Annotated in this window: 16 protein-coding genes and 1 riboswitch; of the genes, 10 read left to right on the forward strand and 6 right to left on the reverse strand. The window is 71.8% G+C overall.

What is annotated here, in order from left to right; translation table 11 throughout:
* Positions 1 to 93: 93 nt before the first annotated feature.
* The gene (locus ABZS51_RS14645) at positions 94 to 1,494 is read right to left on the reverse strand and encodes an MFS transporter (protein ID WP_355440235.1); all 1,401 of its coding nucleotides are present in this window, start codon (positions 1,492 to 1,494) and stop codon (positions 94 to 96) included.
* Between the two features lie 591 nt (positions 1,495 to 2,085).
* Here ABZS51_RS14645 and ABZS51_RS14650 point away from each other — a divergent pair.
* Genes ABZS51_RS14650 through ABZS51_RS14660 form a run of 3 tightly spaced genes read left to right on the forward strand, consistent with a single transcriptional unit; the run spans position 2,086 to position 4,846 of the window.
* The gene (locus ABZS51_RS14650) at positions 2,086 to 3,150 is read left to right on the forward strand and encodes a hypothetical protein (protein WP_355440238.1); all 1,065 of its coding nucleotides are present in this window, start codon (positions 2,086 to 2,088) and stop codon (positions 3,148 to 3,150) included.
* Complete coding sequence (locus ABZS51_RS14655; protein WP_355440241.1) at positions 3,147 to 4,454, forward strand: hypothetical protein; 1,308 nt, start codon at positions 3,147 to 3,149, stop codon at positions 4,452 to 4,454. Before ABZS51_RS14650 ends, ABZS51_RS14655 begins: the two co-directional genes overlap by 4 nt.
* Positions 4,451 to 4,846 (forward strand): hypothetical protein, encoded by a 396-nt coding sequence (locus ABZS51_RS14660; RefSeq protein ID WP_355440244.1) that lies wholly within the window; start codon positions 4,451 to 4,453, stop codon positions 4,844 to 4,846. The genes ABZS51_RS14655 and ABZS51_RS14660 overlap by 4 nt, the downstream gene beginning before the upstream one ends.
* 114 nt (positions 4,847 to 4,960) lie before the next feature.
* On the opposite strand, the gene dacB is transcribed toward ABZS51_RS14660, so the two are convergent.
* Both dacB and ABZS51_RS14670 read right to left on the reverse strand, forming a co-directional pair.
* Positions 4,961 to 6,502, reverse strand: coding sequence for a D-alanyl-D-alanine carboxypeptidase/D-alanyl-D-alanine-endopeptidase (gene dacB, locus ABZS51_RS14665; RefSeq protein ID WP_355440247.1), 1,542 nt, complete (start codon positions 6,500 to 6,502; stop codon positions 4,961 to 4,963).
* A gap of 129 nt (positions 6,503 to 6,631) precedes the next feature.
* Positions 6,632 to 7,183: a DUF1707 and FHA domain-containing protein gene (locus ABZS51_RS14670; RefSeq protein ID WP_310708756.1), complete on the reverse strand. Its 552-nt coding sequence runs from the start codon at positions 7,181 to 7,183 to the stop codon at positions 6,632 to 6,634.
* A 109-nt stretch (positions 7,184 to 7,292) separates the two neighbouring features.
* Between ABZS51_RS14670 and ABZS51_RS14675 the strand changes: the two genes are divergently transcribed.
* The 3 genes from ABZS51_RS14675 to ABZS51_RS14685 are packed head-to-tail and all read left to right on the forward strand — an operon-like array spanning position 7,293 to position 11,064.
* Positions 7,293 to 7,805: a PadR family transcriptional regulator gene (locus ABZS51_RS14675; RefSeq protein ID WP_355440251.1), complete on the forward strand. Its 513-nt coding sequence runs from the start codon at positions 7,293 to 7,295 to the stop codon at positions 7,803 to 7,805.
* Entirely contained in the window at positions 7,802 to 8,482 is a 681-nt protein-coding gene (locus tag ABZS51_RS14680) for an ABC transporter ATP-binding protein (protein ID WP_355440254.1), read from the forward strand. Before ABZS51_RS14675 ends, ABZS51_RS14680 begins: the two co-directional genes overlap by 4 nt.
* Positions 8,479 to 11,064, forward strand: coding sequence for an ABC transporter permease (locus tag ABZS51_RS14685; protein WP_355440257.1), 2,586 nt, complete (start codon positions 8,479 to 8,481; stop codon positions 11,062 to 11,064). The genes ABZS51_RS14680 and ABZS51_RS14685 overlap by 4 nt, the downstream gene beginning before the upstream one ends.
* Here the strand turns inward: ABZS51_RS14685 and ABZS51_RS14690 are convergent.
* Together ABZS51_RS14690 and ABZS51_RS14695 are read right to left on the reverse strand one after the other, a co-directional pair.
* On the reverse strand, positions 11,024 to 12,385 hold the full coding sequence (locus ABZS51_RS14690) for an MFS transporter (protein ID WP_355440260.1): 1,362 nt from the start codon (positions 12,383 to 12,385) through the stop codon (positions 11,024 to 11,026). The genes ABZS51_RS14685 and ABZS51_RS14690 overlap by 41 nt on opposite strands.
* An 83-nt stretch (positions 12,386 to 12,468) precedes the next feature.
* Complete coding sequence (locus ABZS51_RS14695; RefSeq protein ID WP_310708761.1) at positions 12,469 to 13,326, reverse strand: hypothetical protein; 858 nt, start codon at positions 13,324 to 13,326, stop codon at positions 12,469 to 12,471.
* Between the two features lie 234 nt (positions 13,327 to 13,560).
* On the opposite strand from ABZS51_RS14695, the gene serA reads away from it, so the two are divergent.
* On the forward strand, positions 13,561 to 15,150 hold the full coding sequence (serA, locus tag ABZS51_RS14700) for a phosphoglycerate dehydrogenase (protein ID WP_355440264.1): 1,590 nt from the start codon (positions 13,561 to 13,563) through the stop codon (positions 15,148 to 15,150).
* A 318-nt stretch (positions 15,151 to 15,468) separates the two neighbouring features.
* On the forward strand, positions 15,469 to 15,591 hold the full coding sequence (locus tag ABZS51_RS14705; RefSeq protein WP_310708763.1) for a hypothetical protein: 123 nt from the start codon (positions 15,469 to 15,471) through the stop codon (positions 15,589 to 15,591).
* A 174-nt stretch (positions 15,592 to 15,765) separates the two neighbouring features.
* On the opposite strand, the gene ABZS51_RS14710 is transcribed toward ABZS51_RS14705, so the two are convergent.
* On the reverse strand, positions 15,766 to 16,470 hold the full coding sequence (locus ABZS51_RS14710) for a C40 family peptidase (RefSeq protein WP_355440267.1): 705 nt from the start codon (positions 16,468 to 16,470) through the stop codon (positions 15,766 to 15,768).
* A gap of 1 nt (position 16,471) precedes the next feature.
* A riboswitch (cyclic di-AMP (ydaO/yuaA leader) is annotated at positions 16,472 to 16,617 on the reverse strand.
* A gap of 98 nt (positions 16,618 to 16,715) precedes the next feature.
* Between ABZS51_RS14710 and ABZS51_RS14715 the strand changes: the two genes are divergently transcribed.
* Positions 16,716 to 17,762: a 3-isopropylmalate dehydrogenase gene (locus ABZS51_RS14715; RefSeq protein WP_355440270.1), complete on the forward strand. Its 1,047-nt coding sequence runs from the start codon at positions 16,716 to 16,718 to the stop codon at positions 17,760 to 17,762.
* A 186-nt stretch (positions 17,763 to 17,948) separates the two neighbouring features.
* Positions 17,949 to 19,046 (forward strand): branched-chain amino acid aminotransferase, encoded by a 1,098-nt coding sequence (locus ABZS51_RS14720; protein ID WP_355440273.1) that lies wholly within the window; start codon positions 17,949 to 17,951, stop codon positions 19,044 to 19,046.
* Positions 19,047 to 19,150 lie beyond the last annotated feature (104 nt).

The following is a 19,150-nucleotide window of genomic DNA, read 5'->3' on the forward strand; positions in this document are numbered from 1 at the left end:
GTCATGGAACTCCCACCAGGTTCCTTCCCCGCCCGGGTCCGGGTCGCTCACCTCCTGCCGGGGGAGCGACCCGCGACCCGGGCGGTCCGGGGGTCAGTGGTGGCCGGCCGCCGCGGCTCTCGGCAGCAGCGGCAGGCACAGCGCGCAGAGCACGATCACCCCGAGGACGCCGCACAGCGTGAGCAGCGCGCCCGACCGCGCGTCGTGGCCGGTGCTGACGGTCAGGAAGACCGTCGAGACGCCGGCCGCGCCGAACGCGTTGGCCAGCTGCTGCACGGCGTTGAGCGCCCCGCCGGCGCTGCCGGACTCGTCGACGCCGACGTCGCCGAGCGCCACCGCGAAGATCGAGCCGAAGCAGCAGCCCATCCCCAGCCCGCACACGAACAGCGGCGCCGTCAGCGCCCACGTGGACAGCCCGGGAGCCGCCACGACGGCCAGGTAGCAGAGCACCCCCGCGCCGGTCAGGCCGAGCCCGATCGCCACCAGCCGGCGGCCGAGCCGGGTGATGAGGCCGCGCGCCGAGAACGAGGCCACGATGATGCCGACGGACAGCGGCGCCATCGTCCCCGCGGTCGTCAGCGGTTCGAGCCGCTGCCCGTCCTGCAGGTACAGGGACGAGACGTACAGCAGACCCGAGACGGCCGCGAAGAACAGCGCGCCGACCAGGACTCCGGCGACGAACCCGCGGTTGCGCAACAGCGACGGCTCCAGCAGCGGGTTGCCGCCGCGTACCTGGTGGACGGCCAACAGGGCCAGGCAGGCCGCGCCGGCGGCGACGGCGAGCAGCGTCGCCGGGCTCCAGCCGCCGTCGCCGCTCTGGACCAGGCCGCCCAGCACGCCGAGGACGCCCAGCATCAGCAGGACCGCGGCGAGCGGGTCGATCACCACGGCGCGGCGCTCCCGGTCGGGCGGCAGCTCCTTCGCGCCGGCGAGCAGCACGGCGAGGCCGAGCAGCACGTTCCCGGCGAAGATGCCGCGCCAGCCGAGCCCGAACGGGTTCGCCTGGATGACCAGCCCGGCCACGACCGGGCCGCTGATCGAGCCGACGGCCATGAGCGGCGCGAACAGCCCGAAGACGCGGCCCAGCTCCTCACGCGGGAAGACGCGCAGCAGGATGCCGAAGCCCTGCGGGATGAGCAGGGCGCCGAACACGCCCTGGGCCAGTCGCGCGCCGATGATCGACTCGGGGCTCCAGGCGAGGGCGCACAGCAGGGACGCGACCGCGAACCCGGCCGTGCCGGTCAGGAAGGCCCGTCGCTGTCCGTACCGGTCGCCGATCCGGCCGCCGATCACCAGGATCGAGCCGAGCGCCAGCGCGTAGGTGGAGCCGAGCCAGGGCGTCAACGAGGGCGGGGCGTGCAGGTCGCGCACGACGGACGGGGCGGCGATGTTGGTGACCGTCGTGCTCAGCAGGTCGAGGACGTCGGCGACGAGGATGACGGCGAAGATCCGCCAGCGGGCGGAGACGCGGACGTCGGTGCCGTTTTGCGGCATGGCGAAGCACTCTCTGTTCTCGAGAGACTCAGACGTTCACCCGCTGTGGGGACGTCGTGCCGGCCGGAGGTCCCGGCACGAGACCACGCCCAGGCGTGCCTCGCCGCACCTTACGGATCAGCAGCATAGCGGAGGAAAGAGGGGCGGGCCCGGCCGCGGTCCGTGTGCGGGGGAGCCGCGGCCGGGCCCGCCGGGAAGGGAGCGCCGTGGCGGGCGGTGGGAACCGGCGCGGTGACGCGCTCGGCGGGGGCCAGGCGCTCCCTGGCTCGGCGACCCCTGGGCCGGGCCGGCGCGGGCCCGGGAGGTGGAGTCGGTAGTGAGAGGTACGCGAGGCCGGTCGCCAGGGTTCATCGGCCGGCGAAATTCTGCGTCCGGCCGGAATTACGACTGCCGCAGATTCATGAAAGCCATGTCGGCACACAGCGGCCGGCAGCCATTAGGATCAACGCCGTTTGGGGCTCATGACGCGGTTCTCGCCGCCACCCCGATGTCTCGAAAAAGAGATGTGATGTGACGGAAAGGATTCATGAAGTGGCATTAGCCGCCGGCATTCGGCGATTCATGGTGGATACGGGGGAACCCCGCGGATGGGTGTCCCCCAGGACAGACCTGGTGATGGCGCTGCTCGGGATCTGGTTCGGGGTCGGCCTGATGATCGACGCCTGGGCGCACACCAACCTGGCGGGCCTGGAGACCTTCTTCACGCCATGGCACGCGGTGTTCTATTCCGGGTTCGCCGTGGTCTCCGGCTGGATAATCTGGCAGGTCTGGCGCAACATGCGCGCCGGCCGTCAGGGGCTGGCGGCCGTTCCCACCGGTTATCTCGCCGGGCTGGTGGCGATTCCCGCGTTCGCCGCCTTCGGATTCGCCGACATGATGTGGCACACCATCCTCGGCATCGAGACGACCATCAACATTCTTTTCAGCCCGTCACATCTCGGCCTCATCGTGACGATGATGCTCATCATCACGACACCGCTGCGCTCGGCGTGGAACGCCCCCGACCTCGGCGCCCGGCCCTCGCTCGGCCGCCTGTTGCCCGCGCTGATCGGGATCGCGTTCGCCACCACGCTGGTGTCGCTGTTCCTGTCGTACGGCGACGCCCTGCAGTACCGTCCCGAGCGGATCGTCCAGGCGTTCTCCATGCTGGAGGACTCGGGCGCCGAACGGGTGGCCGTGGCGATGGTCGTCACCAACGTCATCATGCTCAGCCCTGTGCTGTTCCTGGTGCGCCGCTGGATGTTGCCGTTCGGCTCGGTGACCGTCATGTACGCGATCATGGTGCTCATGCCGGGGGCCCAGACGGCGTTCCGCAACGTGCCGATCCTGTTGTCGTTCGTGGCCGCCGGGTTCCTGAGCGACCTGCTGATCCGCCGGCTGCGGCCGTCGGGTGAGCGGCGCGCCGCGTACTGGGCCTTCGCCGGGCTGTCGGCCTTCGCCACCTGGTCGCTGTACATCGGGGTCGCCTCGGCCACCGGGGGCGGCCTGCCCGCCGTGCCCGAGCTGTGGACCGGCGCGCCGATCATCGCCGGGCTGATCGGGCTGGCGCTCGGGGCGCTGTTCCTGCCCAACGCGGTCAGCGCCGCGCCGGTACCGCCGAGCGCCGTCAGCGCCGAGCCGGTTCCGCCCGGGGCGGCCGACGCCGAGCGGGCATGATCCGAGCTCTGTGCCTCGCCGCCGCCTTCGTGCTGGCGATGGCCGCCCCCGCCGCGGCGCACAACGTCACGGCGGGGGCGGACCTGCGGATCGCCCAGACGATCGCCGGCGCCGAGGTCACCGTGGTGGTCAAAGGAACAACCCGGGTGCCGGGGCCGCTGCGGATCGGCGTCGTCGCCTACCAGCCGGTGTCCGGTCTGCGCGTCGGCCTCGAAGTCCGCTCCGTCGACGACGGCCACACGGTGACCGGCACCGCCCAGGCCACGGCGAACCCGCAGTTCACGCAGCTCCAGGTGGAGCGGGCCGGGCCGCACGAGCTGAGACTGAGCGCCGGGAACGAGGTCGCCGTCATCCCGTTCCGCGTCCTCGTCGAACGCCAGTCGGCGGGCGACCTCCTCATCTACGGCGGTCTGTTCGTGGCCGCGATCCTGCTGGTGGGCGGCCTGCTCACCGGGGCACTGGCCCGCCCCGGACCGGCGATGGCGCTGGCCGCGGGCGCCGCGGCCGGGGTGACGGTCGCCGCCATGGTCGTCGTGTTCGGATCGCAGGTGCCGCCGCCCGCGCCCGCCGGCGCGGCGCCCACCTCCACGACCGCGCAGGGGCGGCCGTACGCGCAGGTCCGCGTGGAGACGGTCCCGGCCCGGCCGGCGGCGGGGGAGGAGTTCACCCTGCGAGCCGATCTCATCGACGGCTCCACCGGGCGGCCCGTCGACGACCTCACCGCGCACCACGAGGCGCTCGCCCACGTGATCGTCACCAGCGAGGACGGACGCTACTTCCGCCACGTGCACCCCCTGCGCACGGCACCCGGGCACCTGGAGGTCAGACTGAGCGCCGACCGCCCCGGCCGGTACCTGGCGCACGCCGAGCTCGAACGGGAGGGCTCGGGCGGGCAACTCGTCGCCGCGGATTTCACCGTCGGAGGGACGGCCCAGGCGCCGGAGAAGTCCGGCACAGCCACGGAGCCCGGCGGTGCCGGCGCACCCGCCGCGCAGGCCGCTACGGCCGCCACGCCGCGGCTGCAACCCGGCGCGCCCGTCGCGGGCCGGCCCACGACGATCGAGCTGGACACCCCGGCCGGCGTGCGGACCTGGCTCGGCATGACCGGCCACCTGCTCATACGCAGCCAGGACGGCGACTTCTTCGGCCACGTGCACGAGATGGGCACCCCGGGGTCCCGGGTGCGCTTCACCTTCAGCTTCCCCGAGCCGGGCCGCTACCTCGCCTGGATCCAGTACGCCACCGCCGACCGCATCGTGACCGTACCTCTGACCGTGAACGTGACCGCATCGGAGAGCCAGTGATCAGGAGGTGGCACGTGCTGGCCGCGGCCACGCTCGTGGTCGCGGCGGTGGCGCTGTTCGTCGTGGGCAGGAGCACGGCCGCCGAGCCGGTCGACGTGACGACCACGGGCACCCGCTACGCCGCCACCGTCCTCATCGCGGACCCGGCTCCCGGCCGGGTCACCGTGGAGATCAAGGTGAGCAAGGGCGACGCCGACACCGTGGCCGTGTCGGCGGTGATGGCCGAGATGGGACACTCCACACCCGAGATCTCCGCCACCGAGCGGGAGCCAGGCCGCTTCGTGGCCGTGGGCGAGCTGTTCCCGATGAGCGGCGTCTGGGAGCTGGCGATCCGCCTCGACGGCCCCGCGGGGGAGGAACAACTCGCCGTCAAAACACTGATCACCAGATAGCGATTTCCTGCGGTCTCGGGGAAAGCGTCCGAGGCGCTCCCGAACGCCTCGGCCCGAGCCCCGTCACGCGGACGGAGGCTCGGGCCGGGGTGGGTGACTACGTTCCGGGCCGGGTCAGCACTCGGCGGGCTTGAGCCAGGAGCACTCGAGGTCCGGGGCGTCCACCGCGGCCTGACGGAGCTGCGCGGTGGCGTCCACCGTGGCGGTGCGGGAGAACTGGGCGAGGCGGATGGCGATCTTGTCCTCGATGTCCTTCGGCGAGCCGGACAGGAACTGGTTGAGCATGATCGAGAAGACCAGCGGCTCTCCCTCGGCGCTGGTCACGTACCCCGACAGCGACGTGACGCCGGTCAGCGAGCCCGTCTTGGCGTGGACGTTGCCGGCGGCCGGGGTGTTGCGCATCCGGCTGCGCAGGGTGCCGCCGACGAAGCGCTCGGCGTTGCCGGCGATGGGCAGGGCCTCGTACCAGGTCTTGAACCACGGCTTGCCGCGTACGGCGGTCAGGAGCTGCGCGATCGAGCCGGGCGAGAAGCCGTCACGCCGCGACAGGCCGGAGCCGTCACGCATGTTGATCACCTGGACGCCGTTCGCCTTGGCGAAGTCCGTGGACACCTTGAGGCCGGCCGCCCAGGTGCCCTTGCCGGAGACCTTGCGGCCCATCGCCTTGGTCAGGATCTCGGCGTGCATGTTGTTGCTCAGCTTCAGGAACGGCACGAGCAGCTCGCCGAGCGGCATCGACTCGTGCTTGCCCAGCTCGGCCGCGCCGGACGGGGCGGCGCCGGTCACGGTGGGGCCGAGCACGCGCACGCCGTGCTTGGTCAGCGCCTTGCGGAACAGCGAGGAGACGTAGCTCGTCGGGTCGTCGACGGCCACCCACTCCTGGTACGGGTCCGCCACGGTGCCGGTGATGACGACGGTGCGGCCGGCGTGCTGCCGCTCGATGAGGACATCGGTGGACGAGCCGACCGTCGCCTTGTTGACGATCTTCAGATAGTCGGTCTCGGGGGTGGTCGACACCTTGACCTTGTCGCCGTCGGCGGCCACCGAGACGATCACCGAGCCGGCGTCGTAGTCGCGGTCGGGCGAGGCGGTCAGCGCCGAGATCGGCGCCGCGTAGTACGCCGTCTCGTCGTCCCACGCCCAGTCGCTGCCGAGCCGCGTGGAGTCGAACCAGGTGTCGTCCGCGACCAGCTTGCCCGTGACGACCTTGATGCCCGCGGCGGCGACCTTGGCGGCCAGCGCGTCGTAGTCCTCGGCCAGCATGGTCGGGTCACCGGTGCCGCGCAGCACCAGGTCGCCGGTCAGCGCGGAGCCGATCTTGCGCCCGGCGGACAGGACCGTGGTGGGGAAGCGGTAGTCGAGGCCGAGCGTCTCGGCGGCGGCGGCCGAGGTGAACAGCTTGGTGTTGGAGGCGGGGATCATCTGCTTGCCGGCGTCGGTGGAGTAGAGCTCCTCGCCGGTGGTGGCGCTCTTGACCACCACGCCGGCCCGGGCGATGGTCAGCCGCGAGTCGGCGAGGATCTGGTTGATGTCCTGGGCCAGGTCGGCCACGCCGGGCGACGGTTCGAGCGCGATCGCGGACGTGCTGGGGCTGGACGCCCACGCGAGGGCCGCGACGAGCGCGCCCGCGACGAGGGAGGCTGAGGTGCGCCGCATGGAGTCTCCAAAGGGCTGGGGGTCTCGCCCTGGATCATCAAGCAGCGCAGACGCCCTGTAATCCGCAAATATCCGTATCTTTCGCCGCCGTACCGGAAGCGGAGGAGCGGCGGAGCGGCGGACAGCGGGTCAGGCGGCCGGAGGGCCGGAGGTGACCAGGAAGCCGCAGTCGCCGAAGGAGATCTCGTCGCCCGACGTGACCCGGGCCGGCCCGACGAGCCGCCAGCCGTTCAGCCGCGTGCCGTTGAGCGAGCCGAGGTCCACCAGCATCCACCCGCCGCCCTCCTCGCGCCGCAGCTCCGCGTGCACGCGCGAGACGGTGAGGTCGGACAGGACGAGATCGCACGCCGCGCCCCGGCCCACCACGTAGCGGGCGCGGTCGTCGTCGGGCAGCGCCAGCCGGGGCAGGCGCGGCTTGCGCCAGGCGGCGCGCAGGCCGGTGGTGAAGTCGGAGGCCGAGGACACCATGTCGGTCACGCGCTGGCGGAGCGATCGGCGCCGGGGCAGGTCGGCCACCAGGCGGTCGAGCTCGTCGCGACTGCGGGCGCGCAGGGCCTCGTCCACCCTGCCGACGAAGGTGTCGTGGGAGATGCGTCCCTCCACGGCCCGGTCGCGAAGCTCGCCGATCGCGCGATCGCGTTCCCCGTCGGACGCGCGAAACGGTGGATGCGTCGAGCTCATGCCCCGAGTATCGGCCTACTCCGCGTTCCGTGTCCAGAAACCGCGGATTCCACGGCAGTTCCGGCGTTCGCCTTGCGATGAGCATACTCGGTATGCATACTCAGTATTCATGTCGATCAGGCACGGACTGTTGGCACTGCTGAGCAAGGGGCCGCGATACGGCTACCAGCTCCGGGTGGAATTCGAGGCGTCGACAGGGGCGACCTGGCCGCTCAACATCGGCCAGGTCTACACGACGCTCTCCCGGATGGAACGCGACGGCCTGGTCGCCCCGGGCGGCACCGACGAGCAGGGCCGGGCCGTCTACACGATCACCGAGGCCGGCCGGGAGGAGCTGGAGCGATGGTTCGGCACCCCCGTCGACCAGGCCGACCGGCCTCGGGACGAGCTCGCCATCAAGCTCGCCATGGCCGTCGCCACGGGCGGCGTGGACGTCCACGCGGTCGTCCTGGCCCAGCGCATGGCCGCCATGGGGGCGCTGCAGAAACTCACGCGGGCCAAGCGGGCCGCGTCAGGCGGGCTCGCCGAAAGGCTCGTCCTAGATTCGTTGATCTTCAAGGCCGAGGCGGAACAGCGCTGGCTGGACCACTGCGAGGCCGTTCTGAGGGAGAAGAAGGCATGACTGTGGTGAAGCTGCGGGACGTGACGCGCGTCCACGGCGACGTGCACGCCCTGAGGGGGGTGAGCCTGGACGTCTCGCGCGGCGAGCTGGTCGCCGTGATGGGGCCGTCCGGCTCGGGCAAGTCCACGCTGCTCAACGTGGCGGGCGGCCTCGACCGTCCCACCTCCGGCACCGTGACCATCGGCGGCACCGATCTCGCCGCCGTGAAGGACCTGGCCGCGCTGCGCCGCCGCGAGGTCGGCTACGTCTTCCAGGACCTCAACCTCATCCCGTCGCTCACGGCGGCCGAGAACGTGATGCTGCCCCGGGAGCTCGACGGGGTGCGCACGGGCCGGGCGCGGGCCGAGGCGCTGGCCGTCCTGGAGGAGGTGGGCGTGGGGGACGTCGCCGGCCGCTTCCCCGAGGAGCTGTCGGGTGGCCAGCGGCAGCGGGTCGCCATCGCGCGGGCGCTGGCGGGGGAGCGTAGCCTGCTGCTGGCCGACGAGCCGACCGGGGCGCTCGACACGGCGACCGGCGACGAGATCATGCGGCTGCTGCGGGAGCGCTGCGACGGGGGCGCGGCGGTCCTGCTGGTCACCCACGAGCCCAGGTACGCGGGCTGGGCCGACCGGGTCGTCTACCTGCGCGACGGCGCGATCGCGGACGCCGCCGCCGTACGGCTGGAGAGCGCCCGATGAGCTCCTTCACCGCCGCGCTGCGCATCTCCCGCAGGGACGCCATGCGCTTCAAGGGACGCAGCGCCCTGGTCATGGTGATGATCGGCTTACCGGTGCTCGTCTTCACCGCCCTGTTCACCGGCTTGCGCACGCTGGATGTGAGCCCGCTCGAAGGGCTGACCACGCGGCTCGGCGCGGCCGACGCGCGGATCTTCGCCGTGGGATCCGCCACCGCCATCACCCAGGACGCCTCCGGTGACAACTGGTCGGTCACCGACACGGCGGACGCGGAGGAGCGCGAGCCGAGGCAGTGGACGACGGACACGCTCCGCACCGTCGTCGGCGGCGCCCGGCTGGTCCCTCTCCGCGCCGACGAGGTGGAGGCGCGGCTGGCCGACGGCTACGACCGGGTGAGGCTCCTTGAGGGGGATCTGCGCGATCCGATCACGCGAGGCATTCGCCTGCTCGTCGAGGGCAGGTTCGCCGCCACGCAGGACGAGATCGCCATCACGCCGCCGCTCGCGGATGCGGGGGTACGGGTAGGTGGCACCCTCAAGGTCACCCGATGGGACCGGCCCCGGCGGGTGGTCGGCATCGCCGAGAACCCGAACAGGCCCGGCGACATGGAGATCCTCGCCCTTCCCGGCGCTGTCCTGAGCCGGGACAACGCCCCCAACTCCTGGCTCGCCGACACGTCCGCGCCCTTACGGTGGGCCGACGTGCGCAGGCTGAACGCCGAGGGGCTGCGGGTGTCGTCCCGCGCCGTCATCGAGGCCCCCCAACCGCCCAGGGGAGCCTTCATGCGCGACCAGCGGCTGGAGGAGGAGACGCTGCTCTGGATCGCCACCGACGTGATCCTCGTCGTCATGGAGACCGTCCTGCTGGCCGGCCCGGCCTTCGCCGTGGGGCTGCGGCGGCGCAGGCGGGAGCTGGCTGTGATCGCCGCCCAGGGCGCGTCGGCCGCCCACCTCAGGACGATCGTGCTGGCGGACGGCCTGGTGCTCGGCGGCGCGGCCATCCTGCTCGGCGTCCCCGCCGGGATCGGCGGCGCCTGGCTCGTCACCCCCTTCGTCGCGCGGTCTGCGCTGTCGCTGGGGCCCCTGGACGTGCCGTGGGCGCAGGTGCTCGGCGTCGCGGCGCTGGGCCTGGTCAGCGCTCTGGTGGCGGCTGTGGTGCCGGCGGTGCAGGCCGCCCGGCAGAGCCCGGCCCAGGTGCTGGCGGGCCGCGAAGGCGAGGTGGGCGAGATCCGCGGCCGTGGGGGCCGGCCCGTCCTGGGACTCGTCCTGCTGCTGCTCGGCCTGGGGGCGACGGGGGCGGCGGTATTCGCTGTGCACCGGGGCGCGCTGCCGGTCGTGATGGCGTTGGTCCTGGTCGTGCTCGGTCTCGTCGCGTTGATGCCCTGGCTGGTCCGGTTCCTGGGGCGGCTCGCCCCTCGGCTGCCCCTTCCGGCCCGGCTGTCCGTGCGCGACGCGGTCCGTCACCGCGTCCGCACGGCGTCGGCCTCGGCGGCGGTCATGGCGGCCACCATGGCGGCGGTCGCGGTGGGCGTCGGCGCCGCCAGCGTGGACGCGAGCAGCGAGGCGCGGTACCAGCCCCACATGCGCATCGGCACCACACGGGTGAGCATGTTCTACCCGACCGACGACGCGGCCTGGGCCAGGATCAAGAATGCCCTTCACAGAAAGCTCCCTGGTGTGGAAGCGGTGCCCGGGCAGATGGTGATCGATGCCGAGGGCAACGGGCTGACACCGCAGCTCATGCCTGGGCAGGAGTGCTGGCCGGGAGTGTGCGGTGCGGGGGAGGCCATGATCGGAGACGAGCGGTTGCTCGCCTTGCAGATGGGGCGGCGCGACGCCCGCACGGTGTCGGCCCTGGCGCAGGGGAAGGCGGTGGTCTTCGACGGGCGGCTCTTGCGCGACGGCATGCTGGAGATCGGTGTGCCCCCGAAGACGGACTCTGCCACCCTCAAGCGGATCCCGGTGGCGGCCGTGGTGGCACGGGGCGCCCACGCGCGGCAGGGCGGCGCCATCGTCCCCCCGGCGGTGCTCACGAAGGCGGGCTTCACGCTGATCGAGCGGGAGCTGTACCTCCGTTACCGCCCGGCCGACGAGGATCGGTTCCAGCGGGACCTGTCCGCGGTGGACCAGCGGGCGAGCACATGGACCGAGACAGGCCACCTCAACCGCTACACGTCGATGCTCGTGGCCGCCCTCGGCCTGGCCCTGGTCCTGGTGCTCGGAGGCACCTTCGCCGCGACCGGGCTCGCGGCCGCCGACATGCGCCGCGACCTCGACACGCTGTCGGCCGTCGGAGCCGCGCCACGGACGCGCCGGCTCGTCGTGGCGGCCCAGGCCGGGTTCATCGCGAGCACCGGCACTCTCGTGGGACTGGTGGCGGGCCTGGTCGCTGGGCTCGCGGTGGCCTTTCCCAGTAGCCGCACCCCCGACCCCTCACCGGGCTGGACGACCGTGGGCGTACCAGACATCGTCGCGGTCCCGTGGCTCTACGTCGCCGCGATCGTGCTCGGGCTGCCGTTGCTGGCCGCCCTGGTGGCGGGCCTGTTCACCCGGACGCGCTGGACGCCGGCACGCCGCCTGGCCTGAGCCGGTACTTCAGCGTCATCAGCACCGCCAGGAAGAGCACCAGCGCCGGGACCGCGGTCTCCCCGATGAGGATCGCGGTCACGGCGCCGTCCGGCTGCCGGACCGGCCGGCTGGCCTCGGACTCCAGGAAGCCGCCCAGCGAGAGGACGCCGCCGAAGATCAACGCCCCGAACGAGCTGACCCCGCTCTCGATCGCCGTCCACAGCCCGGTGAACACCCCCGCCCGCCGCTTGCCTGTCCGCTCGGCGTCGGCCGCGATCACGTCCGCCAGCATCGAGAACTCCAGGAGCTGGACGCCCGCGTACCCCATGCCCACGACCAGCATGGCCGCGTGCGCGTACCAGGACCCGAAGACCGGCGTGGCGGCGGCGGCCAGCGTGCCGCCGCCGAACAGCAGCCCGGCCAAAATCATCGCCCCCCGCTTGTCGTACCGCTTGGCGAGCCACACCCAGGCGGGCATGGCCAGCAGCATGGGGCCCACGATGACCGCGAACAGCGTGCTCGTCGCCTTGGGATCGCCCAGGATGTACGAGGCGAAGTACGGCGCGCCGGCCAGCAGCATGCTCACCGCGGCCATCTGCGCGCAGCTCAGCCCCAGCAGCCAGACGAACGCCGAGTCGCCCCGGGCCGCGGCGAACTGCTCGCGCAGGCTGCCCGCGTCCGGCTCCGGCGCCCCGGTCATGGGGGCGCGGGCCGTGCCGAAGAACGAGCCGAGCATCGAGGCGAGCAGGACCACCGCGATGGTCACCGCCATCAGCCGGTAGCTGTCCAGGGTGCCGCCGGCGCCGTCGCTGTTGACGATCGCCGGGGCGACGATGCCGCTGATCACGGTGGCGGCGCCGATGAAGACCATCCGCCACTGCAGCAGCGAGGTCCGCTCGTGGTAGTCGTCGGTCATCTCGGCGGGCATCGCCTTGTACGGCACCTCGAACAGCGCGTACGCCGTCGCGGCGCCCATGAAGCAGGCCCCGACGTACAGGGCGGCCTGCAGCCCGGTCAGCGGCGGCCCGGCGAAGACCAGGAAGAACGCCACCGGCAGCGTGCAGGCGCCGGCCAGCAGCCACGGGCGCCGGGGGCCCAGCCGCGACGTGGTGCGGTCCGACCAGCGGCCGACGAGCGGGTTGATCACCAGGTCCCAGACCTTGGGCGCGGCGACCACGGTCCCGGCCAGCCATGCGGGCACGGCCAGGAAGTTCGTCATGTAGTACAGCAGCAGCAGACCGGGCACGGCGTTGAACGTGGCCGTGCAGAACGAACCGACGCCGTAGCCGAGGCGCACGCCCCTGGACACCGTGGGCACGCCCGAGGGCTTCGCGATCACGCCCTCATCTAAACCGAGCGAGCCCTTGTTCGGTAGGGCCCACTTCCACCGTGCCCGCCGACCCGGAGGCGGCGCCCGTACGGCTAGTCGGTGACGCTCGCGCACACCACGTGCGCGCCGATCTCGATCATGCGGCGCTCGCTGCGCGCGTCGGCCACGCGGGCCATGAGGATCGGCGCCCCGCTGGCCGCGAACTGCGGCAGCCGGGCGCGCACCCCGCGGTGCAGGTCGCGCACGACGTCCTCGGCCGCCGACATGTGCACCTTCACGTGCAGCATGATGCCGGGGACGCCCGAGGCGGTGCGGGCCTCGGAGATCCAGACGTGGTGGACCAGCGGGTAGTCCATCAGCAGGTGCGCGATGGCGCGCCGCAGCGCGGGCAGGATGGGGTGCGTGCAGCGCCGGTAGCCGGGATCGACCTGCTGCATCGGGCCCGACAGGTGCGGGCGCGGCGCGGGGATCCACGGCATCTGCGGCGCCTCGGGAGCCGGCGGCGCCACCTGGGCGAGCGCGGGGGCCCCGCGCGAGACCATGGCCATGGCGCCGGTCGCGTAGGCGGCGGGGGCGGCGCCCGACAGGACGGGCGTCGGCCCGGTGCGCGTCGAGGTCAGGAACCGCTGGAGGTCGTCGATCGGCACGGCGGCCGCGGCCGGCCCGGCGGCGTCGATGACGATCTCCCGCACACCCGTGACGCGCTGGATGTCGAGAATGGTGTCGGCGTCGCAGGCCGACAGGGCATGGCAACCGCGGTGCCTGGCGTAGGTCCCAGGGCCGGTGTATCCGAGCAGGACCCGGTCGCCGGCCTGCGTGGTGCCCAGGACGACGGACCGGTCGGGTCGCACGGCCACCAGGACTCCGCCCTCGGCCAGGGCCGCGAGCAGGCGGTGCGGGGCACCATGCTGGACGAGCACGTCGGCGAGCGCAGGATTCCCGATGCTCATATGACGAACCATAGGTAGTGGGCCACGGCTTATCAGGCTAATGGCGAAGAAATCCCCCTATCAAGACAAAGATGGGTGCGACGTGGATGACTTTGGCCGTCCACGGGTAGGGCGGCGTCCGTCTCACATGCCGGGTCCCTCGTGAACGCGTTCACAAGCGCGGATACACTCTGTGGGACTCCGAGGGGCTCGCCGACGTGCCCCTAGCCCGCCGCTCGCCTTAAGGATCCATCCGTGACAAAGCCCGTCGTCCTGGTCGCAGAGGAGCTGTCCGAGGCCGGCCTCGCCGTGCTCGGCGCCGATTTCGAGGTCCGCCACACCGACGGCGCCGACCGCTCGCAGCTGCTGCCCGCGCTCGCCGACGTGGACGCGCTGATCGTCCGCTCCGCCACGCAGGTGGACGCCGAGGCGATCGCCGCCGCGCCCAAGCTGCGCGTCGTCGCCCGCGCCGGAGTGGGCCTCGACAACGTCGACGTCGAGGCGGCCACCAAGGCCGGAGTGATGGTCGTCAACGCGCCCACCTCCAACATCACCAGCGCCGCCGAGCAGACCATCGCCCTCATCCTGGCCAGCGCCCGCAACACGGCCCAGGCCCACGCCGCGCTGAAGAACGGCGAGTGGAAGCGGTCCAAGTACACCGGCGTCGAGCTCGACGAGAAGGTCGTCGGCATCCTCGGCCTAGGCAAGATCGGGCAGCTCGTGGCGCAGCGGCTCCAGCCGTTCGGCGTCGAGCTGATCGCCTACGACCCCTACCTGCCGCCGGCCCGCGCCGCGCAGATGGGCGTCAAGCTGCTCAGCCTCGAAGAGGTGCTCAAGCAGGCCGACTTCATCACCGTCCACCTGCCCAAGTCCAAGGAGACCGTCGGCCTCATCGGCGACAAGGAGCTGCACGAGGTCAAGCCCTCGGTGCGGATCGTCAACGTGGCCCGCGGCGGCATCGTCGACGAGGCGGCGCTCTACACCGCGATCAAGGAGGGTCGCGTGGCGGGCGCCGGCATCGACGTCTTCGCCAAGGAGCCCTGCACCGACAGCCCCCTGTTCGAGCTCGACCAGGTCGTCGTGACGCCGCACCTCGGCGCCTCCACGCACGAGGCCCAGGAGAAGGCGGGCACCCAGGTGGCGCGCAGCGTGAAGCTGGCGCTGGCGGGCGAGTTCGTGCCCGACGCGGTCAACGTCCAGGGCGGCGCCGTCGCCGAGGACGTCAAGCCGGGCCTGCCGCTCGCCGAGAAGCTCGGTCGCGTCTTCACCGCCCTGGCCGGCGAGGTGGCCACCAAGCTCGACGTCGAGGTGCGCGGCGAGATCGCCTCGCAGGACGTGCGGGTGCTGGAGCTGGCCGCGCTCAAGGGCGTCTTCACCGACGTGGTCGAGGACTCCGTGACGTACGTCAACGCGCCGCTGCTCGCCAAGGACCGCGGCGTCACGGTGGAGCTGGTGACCAGCTCCGAGAGCCCCGACTGGCGCAACGTCGTCACCGTGCGCGGCGTGCTGGCCGACGGCCGGCAGGTCTCCGTGTCCGGCACGCTGTCCGGCCCGCGGCAGATCACGAAGATCGTCGAGGTCAACGGCTACGAGATGGAGATCGAGCCGACCGAGCACCTGTCGTTCTTCACCTACACCGACCGGCCCGGCGTGGTCGGCGTCGTGGGCCGCCTCCTCGGCGAGCACGGCGTCAACATCGCCTCGATGCAGGTGGCCCGTGACGTCAAGGGCGGCAAGGCGCTGATCGCGCTGACCGTCGACACGGCCATCCCGGCCGACGTGGTCGAGCAGATCGTCGGCGAGATCGGCGCGGACAGCGGCCGCTCGGTCGACCTCGACGGCTGACGGCCGTCCCCTTCCCGAAGACCGCCGCCGGACAGCACCTGTCCGGCGGCGGTCGTTTTTGTCTCACGATGCGAGATATTAGGACGTCCTAGGAGACAGCCGGGAGACCGGAAGGTACATTGCTAGCAATGCGCCAGGTTCTCGTACTCATTACCTGCCGCGGCGGGGCCTGTTAGGGCAGGCCGGCGACCCGCCGCGGTGTGGCGTCGCGTCGGCCGTCAGTCCCATCGCCTGGTCCGTGTTCCCGTGCCGCGAGCTCATGCTCGGCCGGGATTCGACTCCCGTCTGTACGACGCCCCGCGAAACGAGATGACCCACATGTATGAGATGTACTCCTGGAACGGCGCCGAGGAGCGCGACGACGAGGCGGCCGAGGCCGTGCAGACCGCGCTGGACCGCCGCGACAACGGCGGCGCCCCGCAGGCCGCCGACCAGCGCTGACCTTCCCCGGCTGCTCCTGACTCGGCCGGCTGTTTCCTGACTCGGCCGGCCGGTCCCTGACCCTGTCCTGATCCCCGTCATGCCGGTGGGCCGGGCGCGACCGCCGGTCGCGCCCGGCCTACCGGCAGTGGGTCACAGGACAGGTGTCACTGGATGGGCGTCACTTGACGGGTGTCACAGGATGGTGGCCGCGGGGATGTTGGTGGCCGGGGCCGGGGTCTTGCGCTCGGCCTTCATGGCGGCCCACGCCTTGACGCCCTTGGGGTCCGGGCGGACGGCGCCGACGAAGGAGGCGCGGCGCCAGGCCGACAGGCGCTCCACCTTGACCACGTCACCCGTCTGCGGGGAGTGCACCATGTACCCGGGCTTGGAGATCATCCCGACGTGCCCGAGGTTGTGGAAGAAGACGAGGTCCCCTGGCTTGAGGTTCTTCCAGGAGATCTTCCGGGAGAACGCCCGGTACTGCTCCGCCGCGGTCCGGGGGAGCCGGATGCCGGCGTGCTGGTAGGCCTTCAAGGTCAGGCCGGAGCAGTCGTAGCCCTTGCGGGTGGTGCCGCCCCACACGTACGGGGTGCCGCGTTTGTCGAGGGCGAACTTGAGTGCCCGTTTCCAGGCGGGGAGAGGGGTCTTCTTGTCGCGGGCGGCTTGGACGTCCGCCGCGGTCAACATGACGATCGGCGAGGTCAGGCGGGCCGTCGTGGTCTCCTCCTTGACGCTGCCCGGCAGCGAGGAGGACGCGTTCTGGAACGTTCCAGAAGAGGTGGGGGGAAGGGGGGTGCTTTGCCGCGACGGCTGGGAGGAGGCGAGGGAGGCGCTGGCCGGGGCGGCGAGCGCGACCCCTGCGGTCGCGACGGCGGCGAGCATGGCGATGCGAGACACGAAGGTCCTTCCATACGGCCTACCGGGTTAGCTGACGGGCTCGGGCCTGGAAGTGGCCCTACGGCGGTGACCTGCCGATTCGCCCCGAAAAGGGGAATGGGTCCCCGGCTCCACGCAACTGCTGCGCGGATTCGGCTCGACGGACTCTAACGAAACGGTCAAACGGCCGCAATACCTGGCAAAACGGATGTCCGGTACGTGAGATGGTGTGTTCGGCAGTCGAGACGAGCCGGTAGGGTACGGCCATGGATTCGCGCGACATTCGCCTGGCAGTGATCCCTGGGGACGGCATCGGCACCGAGGTCGTGACCGAAGGGCTCAAGGTGCTCGAAGCCGTCGGCACGAAGATCGAGGCCACCCACTACGATCTCGGCGCCGCCCGCTACCACCGCACCGGCGAGACCCTGCCCGACTCCGTCCTGGAGGAGCTGCGCGGCTACGACGCGATCCTGCTCGGCGCCGTCGGCGACCCCAGCGTGCCGCCGGGCATCCTGGAGCGCGACCTGCTGCTGCGCCTGCGCTTCGTCTTCGACCACTACGTCAACCTGCGCCCGGTCAAGCTCTACCCGGGAGTGGAGACGCCGCTGGCCCGCGCCGGCGCCGAGGACATCGACATGATCGTCATCCGCGAGGGCACCGAGGGCCTGTACGCGGGCACGGGCGGCGTGATGCGCGGCGGCACGCCGCACGAGATCGCCACCCAGGAGTCGCTCAACACCGCCCACGGCGTGGAGCGCGTGGTGCGCTACGCCTTCGCCAAGGCGCAGTCGAGGCCGCGCAAGAAGCTCACGCTCATCCACAAGACCAACGTGCTGACCTACGCCGGAGACCTCTGGCAGCGCACGGTCAACCGGGTGGCCGAGGAGTTCCCCGAGGTCACGACCGACTACAGTCACATCGACGCGGCCTCGATGTTCTTCGTCACGCAGCCCGAGCGGTTCGACGTGATCGTCACCGACAACCTCTTCGGTGACATCATCACCGACCTGGGCGCGGCGATCGCGGGCGGCATCGGCCTGGCCGCCAGCGGCAACATCAACCCCGAGCGCACCGCGCCCAGCATGTTCGAGCCGGTCCACGGCAGCGCGCCCGACATCGCGGGCCAGGGCAAGGCCGACCCGACCGCGACGATCCTGTCCGTCGCCATGCTCCTCGACCACCTCGGCCTGCACACCGAGGCCGCCAAGGTGGAGCAGGCCGTCGCCGACGACATCATCGAGCGGCTGAGCGGCGGGGCGAGCCGGACGACCGGCGAGATCGGTGACGACATCACCGCGCGAGTATCGGGCTAGGGCCGCCCCAGCTCCGTAAGCGCCTGGCGGTCCGAACCGGACCTGCCAGGCGCTTTTCGCATGTTCAGGGTCATACCATCCCAGTGACCCCTTGCCATCCCAAATAGCGAGACACTAGGAAGTACGTGGAGTGCCGGCGCGCAGTGCCGCCGGCATCACCGAGTCGTAGAGAGAAGGACCATCGTCATGACCATCGCTCAGAAGCTCAGCTTCGACGTGCAGCTATCCGACCACGCTCGCACCGCGGCGGAGCGCGAGCAGGTACTGGCGAGTCCGGGCTTCGGGCAGACCTTCACCGACCACATGATCTCCATCCAGTACACCGAGGGCGAGGGCTGGCACGACGCGCGGCTCCAGCCGTACGGGCCGCTCTCCCTCGACCCGGCCACGGCGGTCTTCCACTACGCGCAGGAGCTGTTCGAGGGGCTGAAGGCGTACCGGCAGATCAACGGCTCCGTCGTGACGTTCCGGCCGTACGCCAACGCGGCCCGCTTCAACCAGTCCGCGGTGCGCATGGCGATGCCGGAGCTGCCCGAGGAGACGTTCGTCGAGTCGCTGGAGCAGCTCGTGCAGGCCGACCGCGACTGGGTGCCGACCGCCGAGGGGCACAGCCTCTACCTACGGCCCTTCATCATCGCCACCCAGGTCGGGCTGGGCGTCAACTACCCGTCGCGCACCTACACGTACATGGTGATCGCCTCGCCGGCGGCCTCGTACTTCAGCGGCGGCGTCAAGCCCGTCTCGGTGTGGCTGTCCACCGAGTACACCCGCGCGGCCCCCGGCGGCACCGGCTTCGCCAAGTGCGGCGGCAACTACGCCGCCGCGTTCGTCGCCCAGCGCCAGGCCGTGGAGAACGGCTGCGACCAGGTGGTGTGGCTCGACGCGGCCCAGCACGCGTACGTCGAGGAGATGGGCGGGATGAACCTGTTCTTCGTCATCGGCGGCAAGCTCGTCACCCCCTCCCTGACCGGCACCCTGCTGCCCGGCATCACCCGCGACTCGATCCTCGCGCTGGCCGACGACCTCGGCCTGGAGGCCGAGGAGCGCCTGGTGAGCGTCGAGGAGTGGCAGGAGGGGTGCGCGTCGGGCGAGGTCAGCGAGGTGTTCGCCTGCGGCACGGCGGCGGTCGTCACGCCGGTCGGCTCCGTCAAGGGCGCCGACCGCTCCTGGACGGTCGCCGACGGCACCCCCGGCCCCGTCACCCTGCGGGTGCGCGAGGAACTGCTCGGCATCCAGTACGGCTCCCGCCCCGACCAGCACGGCTGGATCCACAAGGTCCTCTAGCCCCCGCTCCCGCGCAGCCCTCCCGTGGCGGCGCGCGGGCGGCCGGCCCCCCCGGGGGCCCGGCGCGGCGCGCGCCCCCCCGACGGGCTCCAGCTTGGCGGGCT

The organism is Nonomuraea sp. NPDC005501 (genome assembly GCF_040605905.1).
Classification (GTDB): domain Bacteria; phylum Actinomycetota; class Actinomycetes; order Streptosporangiales; family Streptosporangiaceae; genus Nonomuraea.